Annotated in this window: 21 protein-coding genes; 5 read left to right on the top strand and 16 right to left on the bottom strand. The window is 62.8% G+C overall.

Going from position 1 to position 18,730, the window contains the following annotated elements; genetic code table 11:
- Positions 1-26: 26 nt before the first annotated feature.
- Both pgeF and LMJ30_RS15670 read right to left on the bottom strand, forming a co-directional pair.
- Positions 27-815, bottom strand: a complete 789-nt coding sequence (gene pgeF, locus LMJ30_RS15675; protein WP_229433270.1) for a peptidoglycan editing factor PgeF — start codon at positions 813-815, stop codon at positions 27-29.
- On the bottom strand, positions 812-1,849 hold the full coding sequence (locus LMJ30_RS15670; protein ID WP_371873022.1) for an RluA family pseudouridine synthase: 1,038 nt from the start codon (positions 1,847-1,849) through the stop codon (positions 812-814). The genes pgeF and LMJ30_RS15670 overlap by 4 nt, the downstream gene beginning before the upstream one ends.
- Positions 1,850-1,910: 61 nt before the next feature.
- Here LMJ30_RS15670 and LMJ30_RS15665 point away from each other — a divergent pair, with 61 nt between their 5' ends.
- On the top strand, positions 1,911-2,720 hold the full coding sequence (locus LMJ30_RS15665; RefSeq protein WP_229433269.1) for an outer membrane protein assembly factor BamD: 810 nt from the start codon (positions 1,911-1,913) through the stop codon (positions 2,718-2,720).
- Positions 2,721-2,745: 25 nt separating this feature from the next.
- Here LMJ30_RS15665 and yaaA read toward each other — a convergent pair whose 3' ends face one another.
- Entirely contained in the window at positions 2,746-3,513 is a 768-nt protein-coding gene (yaaA, locus tag LMJ30_RS15660) for a peroxide stress protein YaaA (protein WP_229433268.1), read from the bottom strand.
- A gap of 37 nt (positions 3,514-3,550) precedes the next feature.
- Between yaaA and LMJ30_RS15655 the strand changes: the two genes are divergently transcribed.
- Genes LMJ30_RS15655 through LMJ30_RS15645 form a run of 3 tightly spaced genes read left to right on the top strand, consistent with a single transcriptional unit; the run spans position 3,551 to position 6,179 of the window.
- Entirely contained in the window at positions 3,551-4,009 is a 459-nt protein-coding gene (locus tag LMJ30_RS15655; RefSeq protein ID WP_229433267.1) for a putative toxin-antitoxin system toxin component, PIN family, read from the top strand.
- 28 nt (positions 4,010-4,037) lie between these two features.
- Positions 4,038-5,201: a pyridoxal phosphate-dependent aminotransferase gene (locus LMJ30_RS15650; protein ID WP_229433266.1), complete on the top strand. Its 1,164-nt coding sequence runs from the start codon at positions 4,038-4,040 to the stop codon at positions 5,199-5,201.
- A 21-nt stretch (positions 5,202-5,222) separates the two neighbouring features.
- Positions 5,223-6,179, top strand: a complete 957-nt coding sequence (locus LMJ30_RS15645) for an HD-GYP domain-containing protein (protein WP_229433265.1) — start codon at positions 5,223-5,225, stop codon at positions 6,177-6,179.
- Here LMJ30_RS15645 and LMJ30_RS15640 read toward each other — a convergent pair whose 3' ends face one another.
- From LMJ30_RS15640 to pilM, 8 genes are read right to left on the bottom strand one after another with little or no spacing between them, the layout of a single operon-like run.
- The gene (locus LMJ30_RS15640) at positions 6,180-6,830 is read right to left on the bottom strand and encodes a glutathione S-transferase family protein (RefSeq protein WP_229433264.1); all 651 of its coding nucleotides are present in this window, start codon (positions 6,828-6,830) and stop codon (positions 6,180-6,182) included.
- Positions 6,831-6,845: 15 nt separating this feature from the next.
- Positions 6,846-7,907 (bottom strand): tetratricopeptide repeat protein, encoded by a 1,062-nt coding sequence (locus tag LMJ30_RS15635; protein WP_229433263.1) that lies wholly within the window; start codon positions 7,905-7,907, stop codon positions 6,846-6,848.
- Complete coding sequence (locus LMJ30_RS15630; RefSeq protein ID WP_229433262.1) at positions 7,904-8,794, bottom strand: ExeA family protein; 891 nt, start codon at positions 8,792-8,794, stop codon at positions 7,904-7,906. The genes LMJ30_RS15635 and LMJ30_RS15630 overlap by 4 nt, the downstream gene beginning before the upstream one ends.
- Entirely contained in the window at positions 8,794-10,551 is a 1,758-nt protein-coding gene (gene mshL / locus LMJ30_RS15625) for a pilus (MSHA type) biogenesis protein MshL (RefSeq protein ID WP_229433261.1), read from the bottom strand. The genes LMJ30_RS15630 and mshL overlap by 1 nt, the downstream gene beginning before the upstream one ends.
- A 22-nt stretch (positions 10,552-10,573) precedes the next feature.
- Positions 10,574-10,942, bottom strand: coding sequence for a hypothetical protein (locus LMJ30_RS15620; protein ID WP_229433260.1), 369 nt, complete (start codon positions 10,940-10,942; stop codon positions 10,574-10,576).
- A complete protein-coding gene (locus LMJ30_RS15615; RefSeq protein WP_229433259.1) occupies positions 10,939-11,622 on the bottom strand; it encodes a hypothetical protein in 684 nt (227 codons plus the stop codon). The genes LMJ30_RS15620 and LMJ30_RS15615 overlap by 4 nt, the downstream gene beginning before the upstream one ends.
- A complete protein-coding gene (locus LMJ30_RS15610) occupies positions 11,619-12,245 on the bottom strand; it encodes a PilN domain-containing protein (RefSeq protein WP_229433258.1) in 627 nt (208 codons plus the stop codon). Before LMJ30_RS15610 ends, LMJ30_RS15615 begins: the two co-directional genes overlap by 4 nt.
- Positions 12,242-13,030, bottom strand: a complete 789-nt coding sequence (gene pilM / locus LMJ30_RS15605) for a type IV pilus biogenesis protein PilM (RefSeq protein ID WP_229433257.1) — start codon at positions 13,028-13,030, stop codon at positions 12,242-12,244. Before pilM ends, LMJ30_RS15610 begins: the two co-directional genes overlap by 4 nt.
- A 61-nt stretch (positions 13,031-13,091) precedes the next feature.
- On the opposite strand from pilM, the gene LMJ30_RS15600 reads away from it, so the two are divergent.
- The gene (locus LMJ30_RS15600) at positions 13,092-13,229 is read left to right on the top strand and encodes a hypothetical protein (protein WP_229433256.1); all 138 of its coding nucleotides are present in this window, start codon (positions 13,092-13,094) and stop codon (positions 13,227-13,229) included.
- 110 nt (positions 13,230-13,339) lie between these two features.
- On the opposite strand, the gene LMJ30_RS15595 is transcribed toward LMJ30_RS15600, so the two are convergent.
- The 5 genes from LMJ30_RS15595 to LMJ30_RS15575 are packed head-to-tail and all read right to left on the bottom strand — an operon-like array spanning position 13,340 to position 18,722.
- Entirely contained in the window at positions 13,340-16,258 is a 2,919-nt protein-coding gene (locus LMJ30_RS15595) for a DUF6701 domain-containing protein (protein WP_229433255.1), read from the bottom strand.
- On the bottom strand, positions 16,258-16,722 hold the full coding sequence (locus tag LMJ30_RS15590) for an agglutinin biogenesis protein MshP (protein WP_229433254.1): 465 nt from the start codon (positions 16,720-16,722) through the stop codon (positions 16,258-16,260). Before LMJ30_RS15590 ends, LMJ30_RS15595 begins: the two co-directional genes overlap by 1 nt.
- The gene (locus LMJ30_RS15585) at positions 16,719-17,573 is read right to left on the bottom strand and encodes a type II secretion system protein (protein WP_229433253.1); all 855 of its coding nucleotides are present in this window, start codon (positions 17,571-17,573) and stop codon (positions 16,719-16,721) included. The genes LMJ30_RS15590 and LMJ30_RS15585 overlap by 4 nt, the downstream gene beginning before the upstream one ends.
- The gene (locus LMJ30_RS15580) at positions 17,570-18,151 is read right to left on the bottom strand and encodes a type II secretion system protein (RefSeq protein WP_229433252.1); all 582 of its coding nucleotides are present in this window, start codon (positions 18,149-18,151) and stop codon (positions 17,570-17,572) included. Before LMJ30_RS15580 ends, LMJ30_RS15585 begins: the two co-directional genes overlap by 4 nt.
- Complete coding sequence (locus LMJ30_RS15575) at positions 18,141-18,722, bottom strand: pilus assembly FimT family protein (RefSeq protein WP_229433251.1); 582 nt, start codon at positions 18,720-18,722, stop codon at positions 18,141-18,143. The genes LMJ30_RS15580 and LMJ30_RS15575 overlap by 11 nt, the downstream gene beginning before the upstream one ends.
- Positions 18,723-18,730 lie beyond the last annotated feature (8 nt).

Genomic DNA, 18,730 nt, shown 5'->3' with positions numbered 1-18,730 from the left:
AGCAGTATTGGCCAAGGCCGCTTACCCTACTTGAGCCAGATCAAACTCGCCTGGCGCCCGGTCACGTGGTCGCGCCGGTAGGAATAAAAGCTGTCCCGCTCGGTGAAGGTGCAGTGCGTTCCGCCTGACACGCGGGTGACGCCATCGCGCGCCAGGAACAGCCGCGCCAGCACATACATGTCCGCAAGGTACTTGCCTTCGCGTCCGGGGTAAGGGGCGAAGGCCGCCCTCGCCTGCCGTGCTTCCGCGTCGCCGCGCGCGCCCGCCAGGAAACTTTCCAGCACATCGGCGCCCACTTCAAAGGCTTGCGGCCCGATCGCCGGTCCCAGCCATGCAGTGATGTCGCCGGCGCCGCGCGCGCGCATTGCTGCCACCGTTTCGCCCAGCACGCCGCCAGCCAGCCCGCGCCAGCCCGCGTGCGCTGCCCCGACCACCTTGCCGCCGAGGTCGGCAAAAAGCACCGGAAGGCAGTCGGCGGTCATGACAGCGCAGACCACGCCGGCGCGGTCCGACACGCCCGCATCGGCCACCTGCACCGGACCGCCTGGCGTCACGGTGCCTGAATCGGCCACGGCGATGCCATGCACTTGCGATGTCCACGCTGGGGTTGCCGGCAGCAAGGACTGCAGCCGCGCGCGGTTCTCGCGCACGGCGTCCGGATCGTCGCCGCAGTGCAGGCCAAGGTTCAGGCCGCCTCCGCCGCGGCCATCATCGTAAGGCCCGGTGCTGACGCCGCCGCCGCGCATCGTGGCCATCGCCCCGATGTTGGCGGGCGCGTCCGGCCAGTCCGGCGTGATGAACTGCGCTTGCGTCATGCCGCTTCAGGCTCGGGAATGCCGGCCCGGGCGATCAGTTCGGCAAAGTCGGTGGCCAGCGGCACGATCCATTCCCAGTCTTCGCCGGTAGCGGGATGCACAAGGCCGAGCCTGCGCGCCTGCAGCGCCTGGCGGTGGAAGAACGGCGCCAGGTGCTGCTTGCCATACACGGTGTCGCCCACCAGCGCGAAACCGATCGACATCATGTGTACGCGGATCTGGTGGGTGCGGCCTGTTTCAAGCTGGCACTGCACCAGGCTGACCGGGCGGCCTTCCAGCACGCCGCTGCAGAGCCGCTGGTAATGGGTGATCGCCGGCTTGGCCGAGAAGTTGGTCGAGACGGCCATCTTGACCCGGTCTTTCGGGTGGCGGCCCATCGAGGCGTCAATGGTGCCGGACAACTGCGGCGTGCCCCACACCAGCGCGAAGTACTCGCGCTTGACGCTGCGTGCCTGCAGCTGGCGCACCAGGTCGGTTTGGGCGGCAAGCGTCTTGCCGACGACCATCAAGCCGCTGGTGTCCTTGTCGAGGCGGTGCACGATGCCGGCGCGCGGCACGTTGGCCAGCTGCGGGCAATGGTGCAGCAGTCCGTTGAGCAAGGTACCGGACCAGTTGCCTGCGCCAGGGTGCACGACCAGGCCGGCCGGTTTGTTGATGACGATGATGTGTTCATCCTCGTGCACGATGTCGAGCGCGATGGCTTCTGGCGTGTAAGCTTGGTCTTCCGGTGCGCTTTGTGGCAGGATAACGACCGTTTCATCGCCATACGCGGTATCCTTGCCGCGCTTGGGCTTGCCGTCGACGAGCACGTGCCCGCCTTCGAACCATTGCTGGAGGCGGCTGCGCGAAAATTGCGGCACCAGGCCGGCGACGACTTTGTCGAGGCGCTGGCCGCATGCATCAGGCGCCAGTTCCAGGGTAATCGGGGACAGGTCGGATCCGGCAGCGGCTGGCGCGAATTCAGCGTCCAGTTCGTCGTCAAAGTCCGGGTCTTCGGGTAAATCCGCCGAATTCGGCGTTGGAGTTAATATCACAGCATTCCCATCGGCTATAATCAGCCTTTCGTTGAAACTCGAATAATTCTTGCAAAAAGCTATGCAAAAAAAATTGAAAGTAGTTGTTGCTTCGTTCCTTCTGCTTGGTATGTCAGCTTGCAACTTGTTGCCGGAAAAAACCGACGAGACCAAAAACTGGTCAGTAGAGAAATTATACGCTGAGGCGCGCGAGGAAATGGCCTCCGGCCAGTACGAGAGTGCGATCAAGATGTTCGAGCGCCTCGAATCCAACTACCCGTTCGGCACCTACGCCGCCCAGGCACAGATGGAAATCGCGTATGCCCATTACAAGACCCAGGACCAGGCACAGGCGCTGGCGGCGGTCGAACGATTCATCAAGCTGCACCCGAACCACCCGACGGTCGACTACATGTACTACCTGCGCGGCCTGATCAGTTTCAACGACCAGGTTGGCTTCCTTGGCACCCTGTACACCCAGGACCCGACCGAGCGCGATCCGAAGGCGACGCGTGAATCGTTCGCTGCGTTCAAGGCGCTGGTCGACAAGTTCCCGAATAGTATCTACCGGGAAGACGCGATTGCGCGCATGAGTTACCTGGTCAACGCGATGGCCCAGTACGAAGTGCACGTGGCGAACTATTACTTCCGCCGTGGCGCCTACCTTGCCTCGCTGAACCGTGCCCAGAACGCCGTGCAGGATTACCAGGACGCGCCAGCGATCGAAGAAGCGTTGTGGCTGATGGTCCAGAGCTACGACAAGCTCAACATGCCTGAGCTGCGCGACGACGCCCGCCGCGTCTTCGTCAGGAGCTTCCCGAACAGCCGCTTCCTGAACCCGAATGCACAGGGCAAGCAATGGTGGAAGTTCTGGGCTGGCAAAGATAAGTAATCACATGCCCTGAGCCCCCCGGGGCTCAGGCAAGCTTGCGGCGGAACACCCAGTTCTTGTCATTCGACGCATCTTTCGCGAAAGCATAGCCATCCATGTCAAAGCGCTTCAGCTTTTGCGGGTCGGTAATGCCTTTCACTGCCGCATAGCGCGCCATCATGCCGCGGGCGCGTTTGGCAAAGAACGAGATGATCTTGTACTTGCCGTTCTTCCAGTCCTCGAACACCGGCGTGATCACCGGGACCGGCAACAGCTTCGGCCTGACCGACTTGAAGTATTCCTCCGACGCCAGGTTCAGCAGCACTTTCGCGTCCTGCTCCGCAATCACTTCGTTCAGCTTGCCGGTGACCGTGTCGCCCCAGAACGCATACAGGTCCTTGCCGTGCGGCGTCGCCAGGCGCGTGCCCATTTCGAGGCGGTGCGGCTGGATCAGGTCGAGCGGCCGCAGCACGCCGTACAGGCCGGACAGGATGCGCAGGTTCGACTGCGCGTACGCGAGCTGCTTCGGCTTGAGCGAGCGCGCGTCGAAGCCGTCGTAGACGTCGCCGTTGAAAGTCATGATGGCCTGGCGGCCGTCGGCCGGGTCCTCGTTCCAGCTGGCGTAGCGGCCCACGTTGAGCGTCGACAGGCTGTCCGAAATGCTCATCAGGCTGCCCAGTTCGGCAGGCGAATACGCGCGCAGCACGTCGATCAGTTCGCGCGAGCGGTGCAGGAAATCAGGCGTGGTGTGCAGCTTGGTGGTGGGAGGCGTTTCGAGGTCGAGCGATTTTGCAGGCGACAAGACAATCAGCATAGAATTAATTCAACAATCAAACGATAAACAATCCGACATGATACCTGCTCCAGCGAAACGCATCGTCATCGATACCAATGTCTGCCTCGACCTGTTCGTGTTCCATGATCCGCGCTGGAACGCGCTGCTGGCCGACATCGAAAGCGGCGCGCTGGAGGTGGTCACGCGGCATGATTGCCGTGATGAGTACCATGTGGTGCTGCACTACCCTCACCTGCCGCTGGACGAGGCCAGCCGGCCACTGTCGGCCCAGCGTTTCGATGCGCTGGTCAAGGTGGTGGCGCCCGAGCCCAAACTGATCCGCCTGCCCGTGTGCAGCGACAAGGACGACCAGAAATTCCTCGAAGTGGCGCGCGACGCCAATGCCGATATCCTGATCACTAAGGACAAGGCGCTGCTAAAACTGGCGCGCAAGACGGCGCAGGCAGGTTTGTTCCGCATCATGTTGCCGGAAGCATGGGTGAAAGCACGGGCTGCCGAAGCTGCGCTAGAATAAAAAATCGCTTAATAACTTTCCAAGCATTATGAATAGCCCTACCCCCACCCTGCGCACCAAGCTCCCGGCCGTCGGCACCACCGTTTTCACCCGCATGTCGGCACTGGCAGTCGAGCACAGCGCAGTCAACCTGGGCCAGGGCTTCCCCGATTTTGCCTGCGACCCAAAACTGCTGGACATGGTGAGCGACGCCATGCGCGCCGGCCATAACCAATATCCGATGATGTCGGGCGTGCCGGCCTTGCGCGAGGCCATTGCCGCGAAAGTGGCCGCCCTGTACGGCCATGCCTACGATGCCGGCTCGGAAATTACCGTCACCTCCGGCGCCAGCCAGGCGGTGCAGACGGCGATCCTGTGCTGCGTCCATCCAGGCGACGAAGTGATCCTCATCGAACCCGCCTACGATTGCTACCTGCCGAACATTGCCCTGACTGGCGGCGTCGCAGTGCCGGTGTCGATGGAACTGGGCGCCGAGGGCTACAGTGTGCCGTGGCAAAAGCTGGCCGCCGCGGTCACGCCGCGCACCCGGCTGATCATCATTAATTCGCCGCACAACCCCACCGGTTCGATCTTGCGCGAGGCAGACCTGCACGCGCTGGCCGATATCGTGCGCGGCACCGACATCCTGGTGCTGTCGGACGAGGTCTACGAGCACATGGTGTTCGACGGTGCGCGCCACGAATCGGTGTGTCGCCACCCGGAACTGGTGTCGCGTTCATTCGTCATCTCCAGCTTCGGCAAGACCTACCACGTGACCGGCTGGAAGGTCGGCTACGTGGCCGCGCCGAAGACCCTGATGGCGGAGTTCCGCAAGGTGCATCAGTACAACGTGTTCACGGTCAACACGCCGATGCAGCACGGGATCGCCAGCTACATGGCCGATCCGAAGCCCTACCTTGAATTGCCCGCTTTCTACCAGCGCAAGCGCGACCTGTTCCGCGAAGGGCTGTCGGGCTCCCGCTTTACGCTGTTACCGGCAGACGGCACTTACTTCCAGTGCGTGCGCTACGACGCCATTTCCGGCCTCGACGAAGCGGCCTTCGCGGAATGGCTGACGACGGAAATCAAGGTCGCGGCGATTCCGGTATCGGCTTTCTACAGCCAGCCGCAGGAGTCGGGCATCGTGCGTTTCTGCTTTGCCAAAAAGGACGAGACGCTGCAACTTGCGCTCGAGCGCCTGTCACGCTTGTAAGATTATCGCCAGAAGGCCGCCATGGCAGACATGCAAGCCGATCACACTGTTCCCGCCGCCCAGGCCTCGGTCCTGCGCAGCCTCAACGTGCTTGCCCAGCGGCTTGAACGCGCATTGAACATGCTGGGCAACGGCAGCAATGCCGATACCGAACTGCGCGCGATTGCCAGCGGCATCATTGCCGCCGTTCGGCAGGCGCCCGACGTCGCGCTCGCAAGCATCTATCTGAACCAGGTCGCCGGCCCCTATGCCGTGCGGCATTGCGTAGAGGCTGCGATTGTCTGCGCCCTGATCGCGCCAGTCATGGATAACGGCGCGGCGCAAACCTGCCGCATCGTCGCGGCGGCGTTGACGATGAACGCGGGCATGCTGCGCCTCACCGAGACTTTCCAATTGAAGGACTGCGCACTCAGCGCCGGGGAGCGCAGCGCCATCCTGCGCCATCCGGTGGAGAGCGCCGAGCTGCTGCGGCGGGCGGGGATCGACGACGAGGAGTGGCTTGCCTGCGTGTTTGCCCACCATGAACTCGATGATGGCAGCGGTTATCCGGAAGGACTCAGCGCCGATGCCATTCCGGAAGCCGCCAGGCTGGTCGGCATGGCCGACCGCTACTGCGCTCTAGTTTCTGCGCGCAATTACCGCCGCTCGATGCTGGCGCCGGAAGCCCTCGATAAACTGCGTGCCGATTGCCGGCACCCGTGGCTGCTGGCCGCGTTTGAACAAGAGATCGGGCAGTATCCGCCCGGGACGCTGGTGCGGCTGGCGAATGGCGAGACCGGCGTGGTGTCGATGCGCCGGGGCATCGATGGCGCGCGCCAGGTCTGCTCGCTGCGCGACACGCTCGGGGTGCCGTTTGAACCGTTGGAACGGCGCAGTACGCGTGAGCCGCTGTTCCAGATTGTGGCGGCCCTGCACGAAGACAGCGCCGGGCTGCGCTTCAGCATGCGGCAAATCTGGGGCGACGCCGCTGCGGTCTGACTATTTTGCGAACGAGGCCATAAACTCCGGCAAGCTAGCCACGCGGTCGGCGTTGATTTTCGCCACACTCGGCCGCTCGCCCATGCGTTTCAGGTAATCCTTTACCGGCAGCGATGCCAGCAAGTCTTCGCCGTAGATTTTCTTGGTGGCCGATATCGCGAGCGGAAGATGACAAACCGCGACGCAATCGGCGAGCGTGAATTCTTCGCCTGCAATGTAAGGCGAGAACTTCGCCAGCTGCGCGAAGGCAGGAATGTTCCTGGCCAGCTGCTTGCGCACGCGCTCTTTGGTGCTGTCCGATATGGCGCCGCCGAAGAACGCCGCACCGTACAGTTCACGCACGACCAGTTCGAGGTGCAGTTCCATGAAGGTGATCAGCTCCTGCACCTTGGCGGCGCGGAACGGGTCGGCTGGCAACAGCGCAGGCTGTGGGTAGCGCGCTTCGATGTAATTGACCAGCACCTGCGATTCAGCCAGTGTCCCCTCTTCCGTTTCGAGGTACGGCACTTTGCCCAGCGGCGACTTGGACATGATCTCCGCCTTCGGCGTTGCCAGGGTAACGCACTCTTCGAAGGGCACGTTCTTTTCCAGCAGTACCAGCTTTACTTTGTTGTAGTAATTACTCGCGGCGAAGCCACATAACTTCAGCATATCTGCTCCAGACGGTTAGCGCGACAGCAGTTCCAGCTTGCGGTCGACGAATGCCCGCAGTTGCGGGGTAAGGTTGGACGACTGGCTGGCGCGTTCGTACGCTGACACAGCCTCCGCCGTTCGTTTTTCGGCCTGCAGCGCGATGCCCAGGCCCATCCACCAGACGCCGTTGCCCGGTGCGCTGCGCAGTGCAGCCTGGTACTGGTCGGCCGCCTCGCGGTGGCGCTCGTCGCGTGCCAGTGCGCCTGCGAGGAAAGCATGGTACTCGCCATTGCCCTGCGCGTAAGGCAGGGTGCGCATCAAGGTATCGATGCCCGACGTGCCGCCCTCGATCTGCAGCCGCGCCAGCAGCATCGCCATTGCCGGCTGGCGCGGGTCCAGCCTCAGGCCATCTTGCAGCGTGCGCATTGCCGGCCCCTTGCGGCCTGCCTCAACCAGCAGCCCCACCAGTGTCTGGCGCGCCGCCTCATGGCGCGGTTCGATGCTGATGGCCCGCTCGAATCCCGCAATGGCTTCGCCGACGCGGCCATCTTGCAGGCTGGCGAGCGCACGGTTGTATTCGCTTTCGGCACGCTGGCGCGCCGTCATCTGGCGGCCGGCGTCGGCCAAGGGCTGCACCCGTGCAGGCGCCGCCTGTGCCGGTTCAGCCACGGGCTTTGCGGCGGCCACTGCCACGCGCACTGCGCGCCTGGGCTTTTCAATCGGTGTGACCGCTGCCTTGCGCACCGGTTCCGGTTCCGTAGCTGCTTCCTGTTCTGGCTCAGCTACGGGAGCCGCTACCACCTCCACAATCGGCGTTGGCGGCGGCAGATCGTCCACCACTTCCGGGGGCATCAACCGGGTAAGCTTGACGGGTGTGGTCATGACCACGCCGGCCGGCACAGGCGCCGCGGGGCGCTTGAGCCACCAATAGCCGACGCCGGCAGCCAGCGCCAGCGCCACCGCAGCCGCGGCGCCAATAGCCACTACCGAAGGGTTGCGGCCCTGGGCGACCGATTTGAGGTTCGTCTGCGCCGCGGCACCCGGAGCGGAGCCCCGTGCATCGAGGTCCTGCAGCATTTTGTTAATCAGGCTCATCTTGTCAGCGCCCAGACCAGCCCGCCGGCAGCGGCCAGCAGCGAGCATGAAGCAGCGGCCCACGGCCACAGCCGCCGCCTGGCGGTAATGGTGTCGCGCGCGGCCTCCGAGACATGCTGGTGCGTTACCTCCTGCTTGCCCTGGCCGTAGGCCACCATCAGGGACTTGTGCGCAAGGATGTTCACCAGGCGCGGAATGCCGCCGCTGGCGCCATACAGCTTGGCCACCGCGCCGCGGCTGAACAGTCGCGCGCCCCCGTAGCCGGCAACGCGCAGGCGGTGCGCCAGGTAGTAGTCGAGGTCATCCTTGCGCAGCGGGCCAAGGTGGTAATGGAAAATAATGCGTTGGGCGAGCTGGCGGACCGATTCCAGTTCCAGCTTGCGGTTCAGTTCAGGCTGGCCGAACATGACGATCTGCAGCAGCTTGCGCTTTTCTGTTTCAAGGTTGGTCAACAGGCGCAGCGCCTCCAGGCTGACCACGGGAATTGCTTGCGCTTCGTCCAGGCACAGCACCACGCGCTTGCCTTCGACAGCCAGGCCCATCAGGCGCATCATCAGCGCCTTGATCAGCTTGTGCTGGTCGACGCCCTTCTCCAGCTCGATCGACAATTCGTCGGCCAGCGCGAGCATCAGGGTACGCGGCTCAAGGTAGGGATTAGGAATGTAGGCGGTGACAAACTCGTCGCCCAGGGTCGCCATGAACTTGCGGCACAGCAGTGTCTTGCCGGTGCCGACTTCGCCGGTAATCTTGATGAAGCCTTCGCCATTGCGGGCCGCCACCAGCAGCGTGTTGAGCGCTTCTTGCGAGTGGGGGCTGGTAAAGAAGAAGCTCGTGTCTGGCGTAATGCTGAACGGAACTTCCCGCAGGCCGAAGTGCTCGGTGTACATTACTTGCGCCTTCCTGCGTTCGGGTCCAGGTCCTGGATGCGGCGGCTGGTGTCGAGCAAGTCCTGGTTCCAGTTCTCGCCGCCTTCGACGATGGTCGGCTTGATCAGCACCACCAGCTCACGCTTTTGGTTGACATTGGCCTTGTTGCGGAACAGGTTGCCGATGACCGGCAGGTTGCCCGCGCCGGGCACTTGCGAGCGGTCATTGGTCGACGCCTGGCGCATCAGGCCGCCGATCGCGACGACCTGGCCATTCTGGCCGCGCACCATGCTGTCGATCTCGGACGTCGACGACGCCGCCAGCGGCAGGCTGAGGTTGCCGGCGCTGCCCAGGTTGATGCCCTTGGTTACCGTGGTGACCTGGCTGACGGACGGGTGCACGTGCAGGATGATGTTGCCCTTGTCGTCGATTTGCGGCGTTACGTCCAGCACCACGCCCGAGAAGAACGGCTGCAAGGTCACGCTAGGCGTGACGGTGTTGCCGGTGGCGCTGGTGTTGGTGGTCGTGGTGACGCCGGTCACATAGAATTCGTCGGTACCGATTTTCAGCACGGCTTTCTGGTTGTTCAGGGTTGCAACACGCGGGCTCGACAGGACGTGCACGGTGCCCTGCGACTCCAGGAAGGAAATCAGCGCGGCGAAGTTATTGGTCTGGAAGGCCAGGCCGAACAGCGAACTGCCAAGGCTGCTGGCATTGGCCAGCGCGAAGCCGGTGGAGGCGACCAGGCCGGTGGCGTCGGTGATCGCCGGAGGCTGGCCGCCGCCGAACGGCAGCGGCGCCAGCGTGGTGCCCGGCCCGACGTAGCCGGTCGACACGCGGTTGTCGTGCGAACTCTTGAACGAGGCGAAGGAAGCCCAGTTGATGCCGCTCTGGAAGCTGTCGTTCAGCTCGACTTCGAGGATCTTGGCTTCGAGGATTACCTGGCGGTCCACCGACAGCTGGGTGGCCTTCAGGTAGCGGTCGACGTTGCGCAGTTCTTCCGGCATCGCGCGGATCACCAGCACGCCCGACTGCGGGCTGATCACAACGCTGCGCCCGCCCTTCTCCGACGGCCCGACGATGGCCTCGATGGCCGACTTCAGGTCAACCCAGAAGTCATTGCTCGACGTGGTGTTGACGCTGGAGCTGTCCGCGGCCTCGCGGCTGCCGTTGGCGTCGCCCTGGTTATTGTTGTTCTGGTTATTCTGGTTGTTCCCGGTAGAGTTGCCGCCGCTGTTGCTGACGCCGGCGTTGGCGACCGAGGTCGAGGTCACGCGCAGGTTCGACATGCCCTTGCGCGCGCCGATCAGGTAGTTGACCTGGAACATGCGGGTCTGCATCGTCAGCGGCTTGATCGAAATGCGCGTGCCTTCGATCTTGTACTCGTAACCGTACAGTTCGCGCACCGCGTCGAGCGCCTCGACCATCGTCACGTCCTTCAGGTTGGCGGTGATGGTGCCGCTCACTTCCGGGTGGACCAGCATGTTGTAGCGGGTGCCGGCCACCAGTGAATTGAAGAACTGCTGTGCCGGCACGTTGTTGAACGACACGTTGAAGCGTTCTTCCAGCGCCGGGCGCGCTTTCGGCAACTGGGCGGCAAGCGCCGAGGCCGGCGGCAGCAGCGCGTTCGAGACAGCATCGTCGACCCTGGCCGCACTGGCCGGCCTGGCGGCCGCGCCAGCGACCTCGGCACTGATCTTGTCGTAAGTGGCGCGCTCGGAAGGCGTGCCGCAGCCCGCCAGGCCAAGGGCGGCGGCGATCAGGAGGATTTTTTGCATGCTGTCTGTCTTCATGGCGTGGCTATTGTTGTACGGACTTGGTGTTCTGGCCGGCCACTGTCGCCGGGAACAATTTCAGCACTTGCTTCTTGCCGCCCTTCGACAGCACGACCTCGGTTTGCGTCATGCGTTCGACGCGCGCACCTTTGAAGCTGTCGCCCAGGCGCACCGTTTCGCCGTCGATCACCGCCACATGGCGTCCACCCGGCGTGCGGGCGATCAGGATCGACTGCAGGTGCGGGCCGTCCGGCGCCGCGGCGCCAGGCGCACCTTTTGAAGGCGCCAACATCGATGCCGGCGGACGGGTCGGGTCCTGCAACACCTGGGCGCCTGCTGCGCTCGCCAGCAGTGTACCTGCTGCAACAAGCAATATCCGGAAAGTCGTTTTCAAAGCTTCATCCATTTCCGGTCCAGGCTCAGCGTATGCAGGGTCAGGGTCAGGCGCGAATCGGGATACTCCTCGACCTCCAGCGCGGCGCTGCTCCACAATAACTGCGTGGGCATGGTCTCGAGCGCATTCATGTAGTTGATCATGTCGAGATAGTTGCCGCGCACCGTCACCTGGACGCCGTGGCGGTACAGCAAGGCGGCAGGTGTTGCTCCAGCGGCAGGTGAGGCGGCCGGTTCGGCGGCGTAGCTGGCCTCCGCCACCGGCGCGGCCGGCAGGGTTTTCATCGACACCAGGGCCAGGCGTCCGTTTGCGGCGAGAATCGTTTCAAGCAGCGGTGCGATTTTCTCCGGCGCCACCAGGCCCTGCTCCAGCGCGCGCAGCTTGCCGCCAAGCGAATCGATGTCGGCCTTCACCGCAGCAAGACGCGCACGGTTCGGTGCATCCGGGTCGATCGAGAAGCCTTGCAGCTTGGCGCTGATCTCGCCGTCGATCCCACTAATGTTGTTACGAACCTGGGCAACCTGCGTGCGCAGCGCCTTCTCCTTGGCAAACAAGGAACCCAGCATCAGCGAATAGACGACGAACAAAATGGCCGCGGCTGCCGCCACGAACACCATGGCCCGCTCGCGCAGGCTGAGTGCATCGATCTTGTTACCAAGCGCTACCAGGCGAGCCTTCATCGCGCCGCCTCCTGCATGACCGATTCAAGGCGGAACTCGACAAACGGCGCGGCGACGGTCTTGCCGCCGTCCCCCTTGGTTTCGCCTTGCGCAATCTCGAGGCTGGCGAAAGACTTGCCCTGCATGACAGGCTCGCGGGTCAGGCGGTTGATGTAGCCCGGCACCATGCTGCCTTCCATGGCGCGGCCCCGGATGCCGATGTCGGCGCCCGCGACCGATACTCCCGTGAGCCACAGGCCCGGCATGTTCTGGCGCGCAAGCGCCTTGTAGTATTCGGAGAACCCGGTCGTGTTGCCCAGTTCGCCGCGTTCGAGCACGCCCGACACCCGCTGCAAGGAGCGCAGCTGCGCTTCAGCTTCCGCAATTTCAGCCATCAAGGCCGGGCTCGGCTGCCGTGGGGCAAATTCGGCATTGACCATCGCCTGGCGCGCCTGCTTTTGCACCAGCTGGGCGTTGACCATCTGGGCTTCCTTGTCGAGTTTATCGACGTGATGCTTGCCGTAAGCAACCATCGCTAGCGAACCGAACAGCAGCACCCCGAGCGCCTGCGCCATGGCGAGGCTGCTGAAGACTTTCTTCTGCTTCAGGAATACCGGGTTAAAGAGGTTAATCTGCTGGCTCACAGCTGCGTCTCCTCATGGCGCAGGGCGGCGCCAATGGTGAAGAAGAAGCGCTGCTGGACTGCCTTGTCCAGCAATTCGGGAATGCGGCTGATATCGAGCGCCTCGCCAAGGTCCATGGTCTGGACCGGCGTGTACAGGTTGCTCGACAGGTATTCTTCGAGGCCGGTCACGCCGCTTGGTGCGAGCAACAGCCTGGAGACGCTGATGAAATGGAACTGCCGGTCAAAGTGGTCGAGCGAGCGTTGCAGCTCGAGCGTGATCTTGTCGAAGCTGGCGTGCTTGCGGTCGTGGTCGGCGTCGAGTAACTGCTCAAGCGTGACATCGATGCGGCGCGACAAATACAGCTCGCCATTGAATGTCACGGTCAGCAGGCCGCCGTCGGCGCCAAACGACAGCATGGCCAAACCCCGGCCTTCGGGCTCCATCAAGCCGGAGATGTTGCGCTGCGCCATCTCTGGAATGTCGATCACCGACAAGCCGACCTTGGCTGCGGCAAACATGCCCTGGCGCGTTTCGATGACGCTGTTGCGCGCCGCGACCGCGAACATGCCGTGGCTGGTGCGCACTGCCGCATTCTTGTCGACCGGGATGTCGAGCACGTCGATGGTGGCGTCGTCGACATGGAAGTCGAGCATATCTTTCAGGCGCCAGCGCACGGCGGTCTTGAGTTCTTCGACGGGAACGTTTGGCGCCTCGACGGCCAGCATCTGGTACTCGCCGCCGGACAGGATGGTGGTGCAGTGGTAGGACGCGGCACCCAACTCGCGGCCGGCTTTCTCCAGCAAGTCCGCACCGGGATGTCCAGCATAGAAGACGCAGGTATCGACGGCCGGCCGGCTTCCAGGAATGCGTGAAATGCTGGCGGCAGCAATACCATCTGCGAGCATCGCAAACGACAGCCAGGATTCAGTCTTCTTCGCTTTTTTGAAAAAACGCATGCAGGGCAAGAGTAAGTTAGGCGACTTGATGAAGACCGCGCCGTAGACACTTGATTATATTCAAGTTCCAGCGAGTATCGATACAAAATTTACAAGGAGGAAATAAAAATTCTGATTTCGGCCCGGATGCGTGCAAATACGCCACGCGAGGGCCGCTTAGTGGAGTTCGCGCAGGTAAATCAGCGGGCTCTTGTAGGTGCCGAACTTGAGGCGGCCTTTGGTGCTCGGCAGCCATTCCAAATGGTCGATGACCAGGTCGGCTTTGCCCGCCGCCGCCGGCGTGGCCTTGACGCTGTAATTCCTCACCCCATTCACTAGCCTCTCCAACCCGAGCGGTCCAATGGACAGCGCGAGCGCGCCCGTGTTGGAGAACGCCGCTTTGGCGGGATCGATTTCGCTTAGCTGGTCATTACTGCTCAGTTCCCAATTAGTGCCGGTCCAGTACTGCGCACTAAGCTTCAGCGGCAGGGGTAGCCGCTCGGAGCCATGCGCATTAGGAACCAGCAGGCGGCCATTGACGATCTGGATCCCACCTTCCAGCGAAGTGCCTGGATCTTGAAGTGAAGTAGCCGAATCCGCGTCCACCGCGCGCACATGAACGGTGTCTGGCGCGCTCCACGGTGCCTGGGGCGCTGTGTGGACGAAACCATTCGGCAATACGAATTGCGGTTTGGCTGTGCCCACGCCATCGGTGAATGCCGTAGCGGGCGCTTTGGTATCGCTCAGGCCCGCCTTGGGCGCCCCGCCCGCGCCGGCCACCGACGAAAGTTTTACCTCTTTCGCAAAAATACCCTGGTAGTTTTTCGTCTGCGCCCCCGATTTGCTGCGCGCTGTGATGGTGACCGTGAACGGCTGCCTTGAATAAGCAGCGCTTCCGACATCGCTGGGACAGTTCATACGGCTGAGGCAGCCCAGCGCTCCCACGACGGTGGTCTCAAAATGGTGAGGAATGAATCGGCCCGCTTTGGCAGCGGTCGCGAGCATGCCGGTGACTGGTACGTTCAGGTATGCATTTCCCTCAATGCCGGGGGTGAGCGAAATAACCCCCACCTCTTGCCACGCAAAGGTGCCGTTCGCATAGCCGTTTTCAAGCGTAAAAGGTCCCCCTTCCAGCGCCGGCATGCTGGTGCCCAGGGTCATGGAGACAAGCGGAACCGACAGCTTCGGCTTTGTGCCCTCCTCGTTTCCGAAGTTCGGCGTGACCGCGCCGGCGGCGGCCAATGAGGCTACTGTGACCGTGAAGTCTTCGCCGGAACGCATCACGAAGGCATCGGTGTCAGTCAGGCCCGCCGGGACGGCATCGCCATTTTTCCTTCGGACTTGCGTGATCTTCAGCTCATAGGGAATGGACACGAATTCCGACGACGTCGCCACCGACGAACTGCCAGCCGGGCGAAGGGCAAGCACGAGCTTGCCGACATCGGCATACGTCAATTCGACTTCGGCTGAGTAATTTTCAAAGGTGATCTTTGTCGACGATTGCGAATCCTGCCACGCACCATCCTTATCGGCACACGGCTTGAGCGAAACCGCCCCTACCTTCGCGATGACGCCCGCTGTTTTTGTCGGGTTAATGCACTTCAGTGCGAAAAACATGTCTTCGGTCGCGTTTGCAGGCAGGACAGGTACATCGTTACTGTCCACGCCCGTGATGTAGAGCTTTCGTGGAACACCTGCGAGCAAGGGCTGCAACTTCGTCGAGCACTGAGTCCCCTCACCCAACTTTACATCTTCGCTGCACGCTTTATCGGTGAAGACATAACGCGATTCCCCCGCAACGGCCGTACCTTCGTCGCTAGCCGCGTTGTTTGCGGGCTGCGGATCGTACATCTTGCCCGACACGCTGGCGCTGACCATAATCTTCCCTGACCCGGTCACTTTTGCGGTGATGGTCAGTACCGGAAGCGCCTGCCCTGCGGGCAAGGTGCCCTGGTGGCTGCACGTGACTTGTTGGGCAACTGCACTGCAAGTCCATCCGTCCCCGGATCCCGATACGAAGCTGAGTTCGGCCGGCAAGGTGCTGCTGACGACGGTAGGACCGGTCGCGGTGCTGGGGCCTTGGCTCGATACGACCACCGTCATCGCGGTGTCGCGCCCGGTGATCATCTTGTCTTCCAGGTCGAGCGAGATCGACAAATCGGACAAGGGCACGTTTGGCAGGGCGACCACTTCGGCACTGAGCAGCACCAGGTCCTGTCCGGATTCATAACGGGTCGATGCGGTCGTCTGGCCGGACTTGATGACTGGATACCCCACCGTGTAGGCGTCGAAGTCGATACCGAACGATTTGTCGTCGCCATTGATATTGCTCTTCGCATTAAACTGATTGCCGCTTGGATTGCGCGAATCCGTCATTTCGTAGCCGTTGAACTTGAGGTTTTCTCCGGAACCATCGAGCGTCACATCGCCTTCCCAGGTGATATGGCCAACGCGGCCGGTGGCTGCGCCGATCGGATCGGGTACCCGGAAGCCGCTCAGGTTCAGGGTGAAGCCGCTGTAGCGCATGTACTGGAAGCCTTCATACAGGTTCAGCATGCGGAACGGCTGACTCTTGTCCGCGTAAATCACCAATAGGGAGAAGCCGCCCAATACCCCTTCCACCGCGCAATAGGGCGAGTCGTAGTCGACAGTCAGCCCGCGGAATGCATAGACGGCATTACGCTTGAGCTTGACCTGCGCAGTCACGTCGGCCGCGCCAGAAAAATAGTTGTAGTTATTGCCGATCGTGGTCGAATAGTAGCGCCGGTCGGCCGGCGCGCTGATCGCGCCGCCATCCATGGTGACGTTGAAGTCCGGGTTGTAGCCCGATCCCGCCCAATACAGTTGCGCACTAAGAATTTCCGCCTCAGCGGGAATGCCTGTCAACGCGGCATAACGATCTACCGTCGGGCTATACACCCGGCACGGCTGGTTGTTGCCCTTATCCCGGATGGTCTCCTGGGTGCCAACAAAGTTGACGTTCCCCACGTGACTCTGGAGCAAGCGAATGGGAGTATCCGCGCGCGCCGCCTGGCAGGCCAGGACGAGCAGCAGCATGAAGACAAACTGAGCAGCGGCAAGGTTCAATCGCGCCATCAGAACGTTGCCTCCATCACGCGCTGGACATAGTCGCCGCTGTTGGTGGGGTTGGGGCAGGCGCCTGATTCGCCAGGCGCGTTGCATGCAACCGCAGTGACCTTGCGCTGGTCGAGCGCCTCGGTGTCACCGCCGGCGGTGTCCGGTCCGTCCATCAAGGTGCACGTGACGGTCACGGTGAAGCCATCGAGCGAGGTGCCCGCTCCAATGGCGAACGAGCTGGTGCTGTTGCACAAGTCCGGGCGGGCGTGCTTGAAAACGCCCCACTCCAGTCCCGCGCGCGCCGCCTGGTAGGCGCGCGATCCCTGCACATCCAGTGCGGAGCTGGCTTGTTGGGTGGTGAATACCGTGACCATGGCAACGGCCAGCGCGGCAATTACCACGAGCAGGAAGATCGCGGTAATCAGGCCGACGCCGCGGCTGCGCGCCGCGCGTGGCAGTGGAGAGCGTTGGTGGCGGGTCATGGCGTATTGTCCACGTGGACCTGATGCACCAGCTTGATGATGCCAGCGTCGCCTGGCGACTCCAGTTCAAGCGTGATGATGACCAGCGCGCCACGGCTGTTTGCGTCCGTTGAGTAATCGAACTTGCAGCTCTTTACACTGTTGGCGAGCGGGATGGCAGGCGGGTTCGTCGCAGGCTTGCCTTTGACGATATCGTAGTTCCACTGCCGGCCGAGGGTGCGGCTCCCAGCGGGACAGGAGTAAGTGACGGGCTGGCCGACAACATGGAAGCGTGCGCCGGGCGACGGCATTGGCGGGTCCTGCTTCGCAAACGGATTATCGGTGAGCTCGATTTGGTACAGCCCCTTGCCGGCATCGATGGCCGTGAACTTCTCCACTGTCGCCCTGTTGCCTCCAGTGTAAGCGTCGGCCGGTTCAATACCCAGGTTGTAGACCACGACGTAGTCTCCCTTGACGATAGCGTTCTTGTTATCGGGCGGGTGCCCGATCATCGTGAAGGTCCGGTTGGCAGGGTTGACGAAATCAAGCACTGGCTGGCCCGCCAGGTCGTCATCCGGCGTCAGGTAGCGGCCGCCCGCCTTGGTCATGAAAAACGATACCGCGGTGCCGTTCTCGCTCACAACGATGCTGTTTGGAAGCGCAAGACGCAGGTCGCGCGCCATGCGCCGCAGGGACAGGTCGGCCAGGTCGGTCAGTTCGGCGCGCGCCACACTGTCATGGTAGCCCTGGACCGGCATGCGGATGAACACCGCCACCACCGCGCCCAGCACGCCGATGATGACGATCACCATCACCGCCTCGATCAAGGTGAAGCCTGCCTGCCGTGCCTGGTGAACAGCGCGGGCGGTCATGGGAAGGTCGGCGCGTAGCGCGTACGGTAAGTATCAAGGGCCAGCGTCTGGTCGTCGTAGCTGACTTCGACGGTAATGCGCAGCACGGCGCTGTCATTTGCCGCGCTGCCGACGCCATTGAGGGCCACGGGCCGGATCGTTACCTGGGCCGAATAGCCTGAAACGTCCATTTCATTGCCGTTGATGTCGGCCAGCTTGCCGGCGGCGTTGTTGAAAGCCGCCTTGGCCACGCCCGGTTCATCGACATAATCATTGACGTTGTCGTAGGGCCGGCCGCCCACTGGCTCGCCATCAGTGCCCTGCCCGAACGATTCCTTGATGTCGCAATCGGCGGCGCTTGTGGCCTCGGCGGTCTTTGGGTCGGTCGGGTCGCAGTAGGTAAAGCCGGCCAGCCGGACCTCCTCGATCAGTCCTTCGGCGATCATCAGCGCCTGCTTCTGGCGCACCGGGTCGGCGCTGCCCTTCGTGGTGAAGTTCAGCACTTGAAGCAGCCCGGCCAGCGCGGCGCCGATGATCACGATGAACATGATCAGTTCGATCAGGGTGACGCCGCGCTGGCGCGAGGCCTTAATGGACATAGCCGGTCTCCGCCTCGACCGTCACGACGCGCAACTTCCCGTCGCCGCCAATCCTCACCAGGACCCGCTGGAAATTCGCCAGCTCGCCAGCAACGCTCGCCGCATGCGGTTTGCCCAGCGCATCAAACGCGAACAGGGCCGCCGGCCCGGACGTCGTTTGGGTAACCCCGTCCTGGGGCGCCTCGCACAGCCAGGTGGTGGAGTTGTCGCAATGCTTCAGGGTGGTGGCAGATCCGCTGTTGGCGCCTGCAGGCGCCGTGATGCGGGACGCGGCCTTGCAGTCAGCGTCGAAACATAACTGCGTTCGGTCAGTGCTGATCCGGACGAAAACAGGCCGGTTCTGAGCCACTGCCAGCTTCTGGCCGTAGCGCAGCATCGCGCGGGTCTGGTCGGTGAAGCTGTCCGCGTCGAAGCTCGTCCTGTCGAAGTAACGCGAAGCGGCAATCGCGCCGAGCACGCCGATGATGAACAGGACCGCAATCAGCTCGACCATCGTCACGCCGCGCTGGGAACGCCAGACGTGACTGTGGCCGGTCACGATCTTCGGTACGCGAGAATCGTCGCCAGCCACAGGCAGTG

The sequence above is a fragment of the Massilia agrisoli genome (assembly GCF_020831365.1).
GTDB classification, from domain to species: domain Bacteria; phylum Pseudomonadota; class Gammaproteobacteria; order Burkholderiales; family Burkholderiaceae_D; genus Telluria_A; species Telluria_A agrisoli.
Note: the sequence above shows the minus strand (reverse complement) of the source record. Positions and strands in the feature narration are given on the sequence as shown.

Coding starts and splice junctions, on each gene's coding strand:
- LMJ30_RS15650 (WP_229433266.1), top strand. CDS start 4,038: ATGAATAGCCCTACCCCCACCCTGCGCACCAAGCTCCCGGCCGTCGGC.
- LMJ30_RS15630 (WP_229433262.1), bottom strand. CDS start 8,794: ATGTACACCGAGCACTTCGGCCTGCGGGAAGTTCCGTTCAGCATTACG.
- LMJ30_RS15640 (WP_229433264.1), bottom strand. CDS start 6,830: ATGCTGAAGTTATGTGGCTTCGCCGCGAGTAATTACTACAACAAAGTA.
- LMJ30_RS15585 (WP_229433253.1), bottom strand. CDS start 17,573: ATGACCGCCCGCGCTGTTCACCAGGCACGGCAGGCAGGCTTCACCTTG.
- pgeF (WP_229433270.1), bottom strand. CDS start 815: ATGACGCAAGCGCAGTTCATCACGCCGGACTGGCCGGACGCGCCCGCC.
- LMJ30_RS15665 (WP_229433269.1), top strand. CDS start 1,911: ATGCAAAAAAAATTGAAAGTAGTTGTTGCTTCGTTCCTTCTGCTTGGT.
- mshL (WP_229433261.1), bottom strand. CDS start 10,551: ATGCAAAAAATCCTCCTGATCGCCGCCGCCCTTGGCCTGGCGGGCTGC.
- LMJ30_RS15580 (WP_229433252.1), bottom strand. CDS start 18,151: ATGTCCATTAAGGCCTCGCGCCAGCGCGGCGTCACCCTGATCGAACTG.
- LMJ30_RS15655 (WP_229433267.1), top strand. CDS start 3,551: ATGATACCTGCTCCAGCGAAACGCATCGTCATCGATACCAATGTCTGC.
- yaaA (WP_229433268.1), bottom strand. CDS start 3,513: ATGCTGATTGTCTTGTCGCCTGCAAAATCGCTCGACCTCGAAACGCCT.
- LMJ30_RS15645 (WP_229433265.1), top strand. CDS start 5,223: ATGGCAGACATGCAAGCCGATCACACTGTTCCCGCCGCCCAGGCCTCG.
- LMJ30_RS15635 (WP_229433263.1), bottom strand. CDS start 7,907: ATGAGCCTGATTAACAAAATGCTGCAGGACCTCGATGCACGGGGCTCC.
- LMJ30_RS15615 (WP_229433259.1), bottom strand. CDS start 11,622: ATGAAGGCTCGCCTGGTAGCGCTTGGTAACAAGATCGATGCACTCAGC.
- LMJ30_RS15590 (WP_229433254.1), bottom strand. CDS start 16,722: ATGACCCGCCACCAACGCTCTCCACTGCCACGCGCGGCGCGCAGCCGC.
- LMJ30_RS15595 (WP_229433255.1), bottom strand. CDS start 16,258: ATGGCGCGATTGAACCTTGCCGCTGCTCAGTTTGTCTTCATGCTGCTG.
- LMJ30_RS15600 (WP_229433256.1), top strand. CDS start 13,092: ATGCGTGAAATGCTGGCGGCAGCAATACCATCTGCGAGCATCGCAAAC.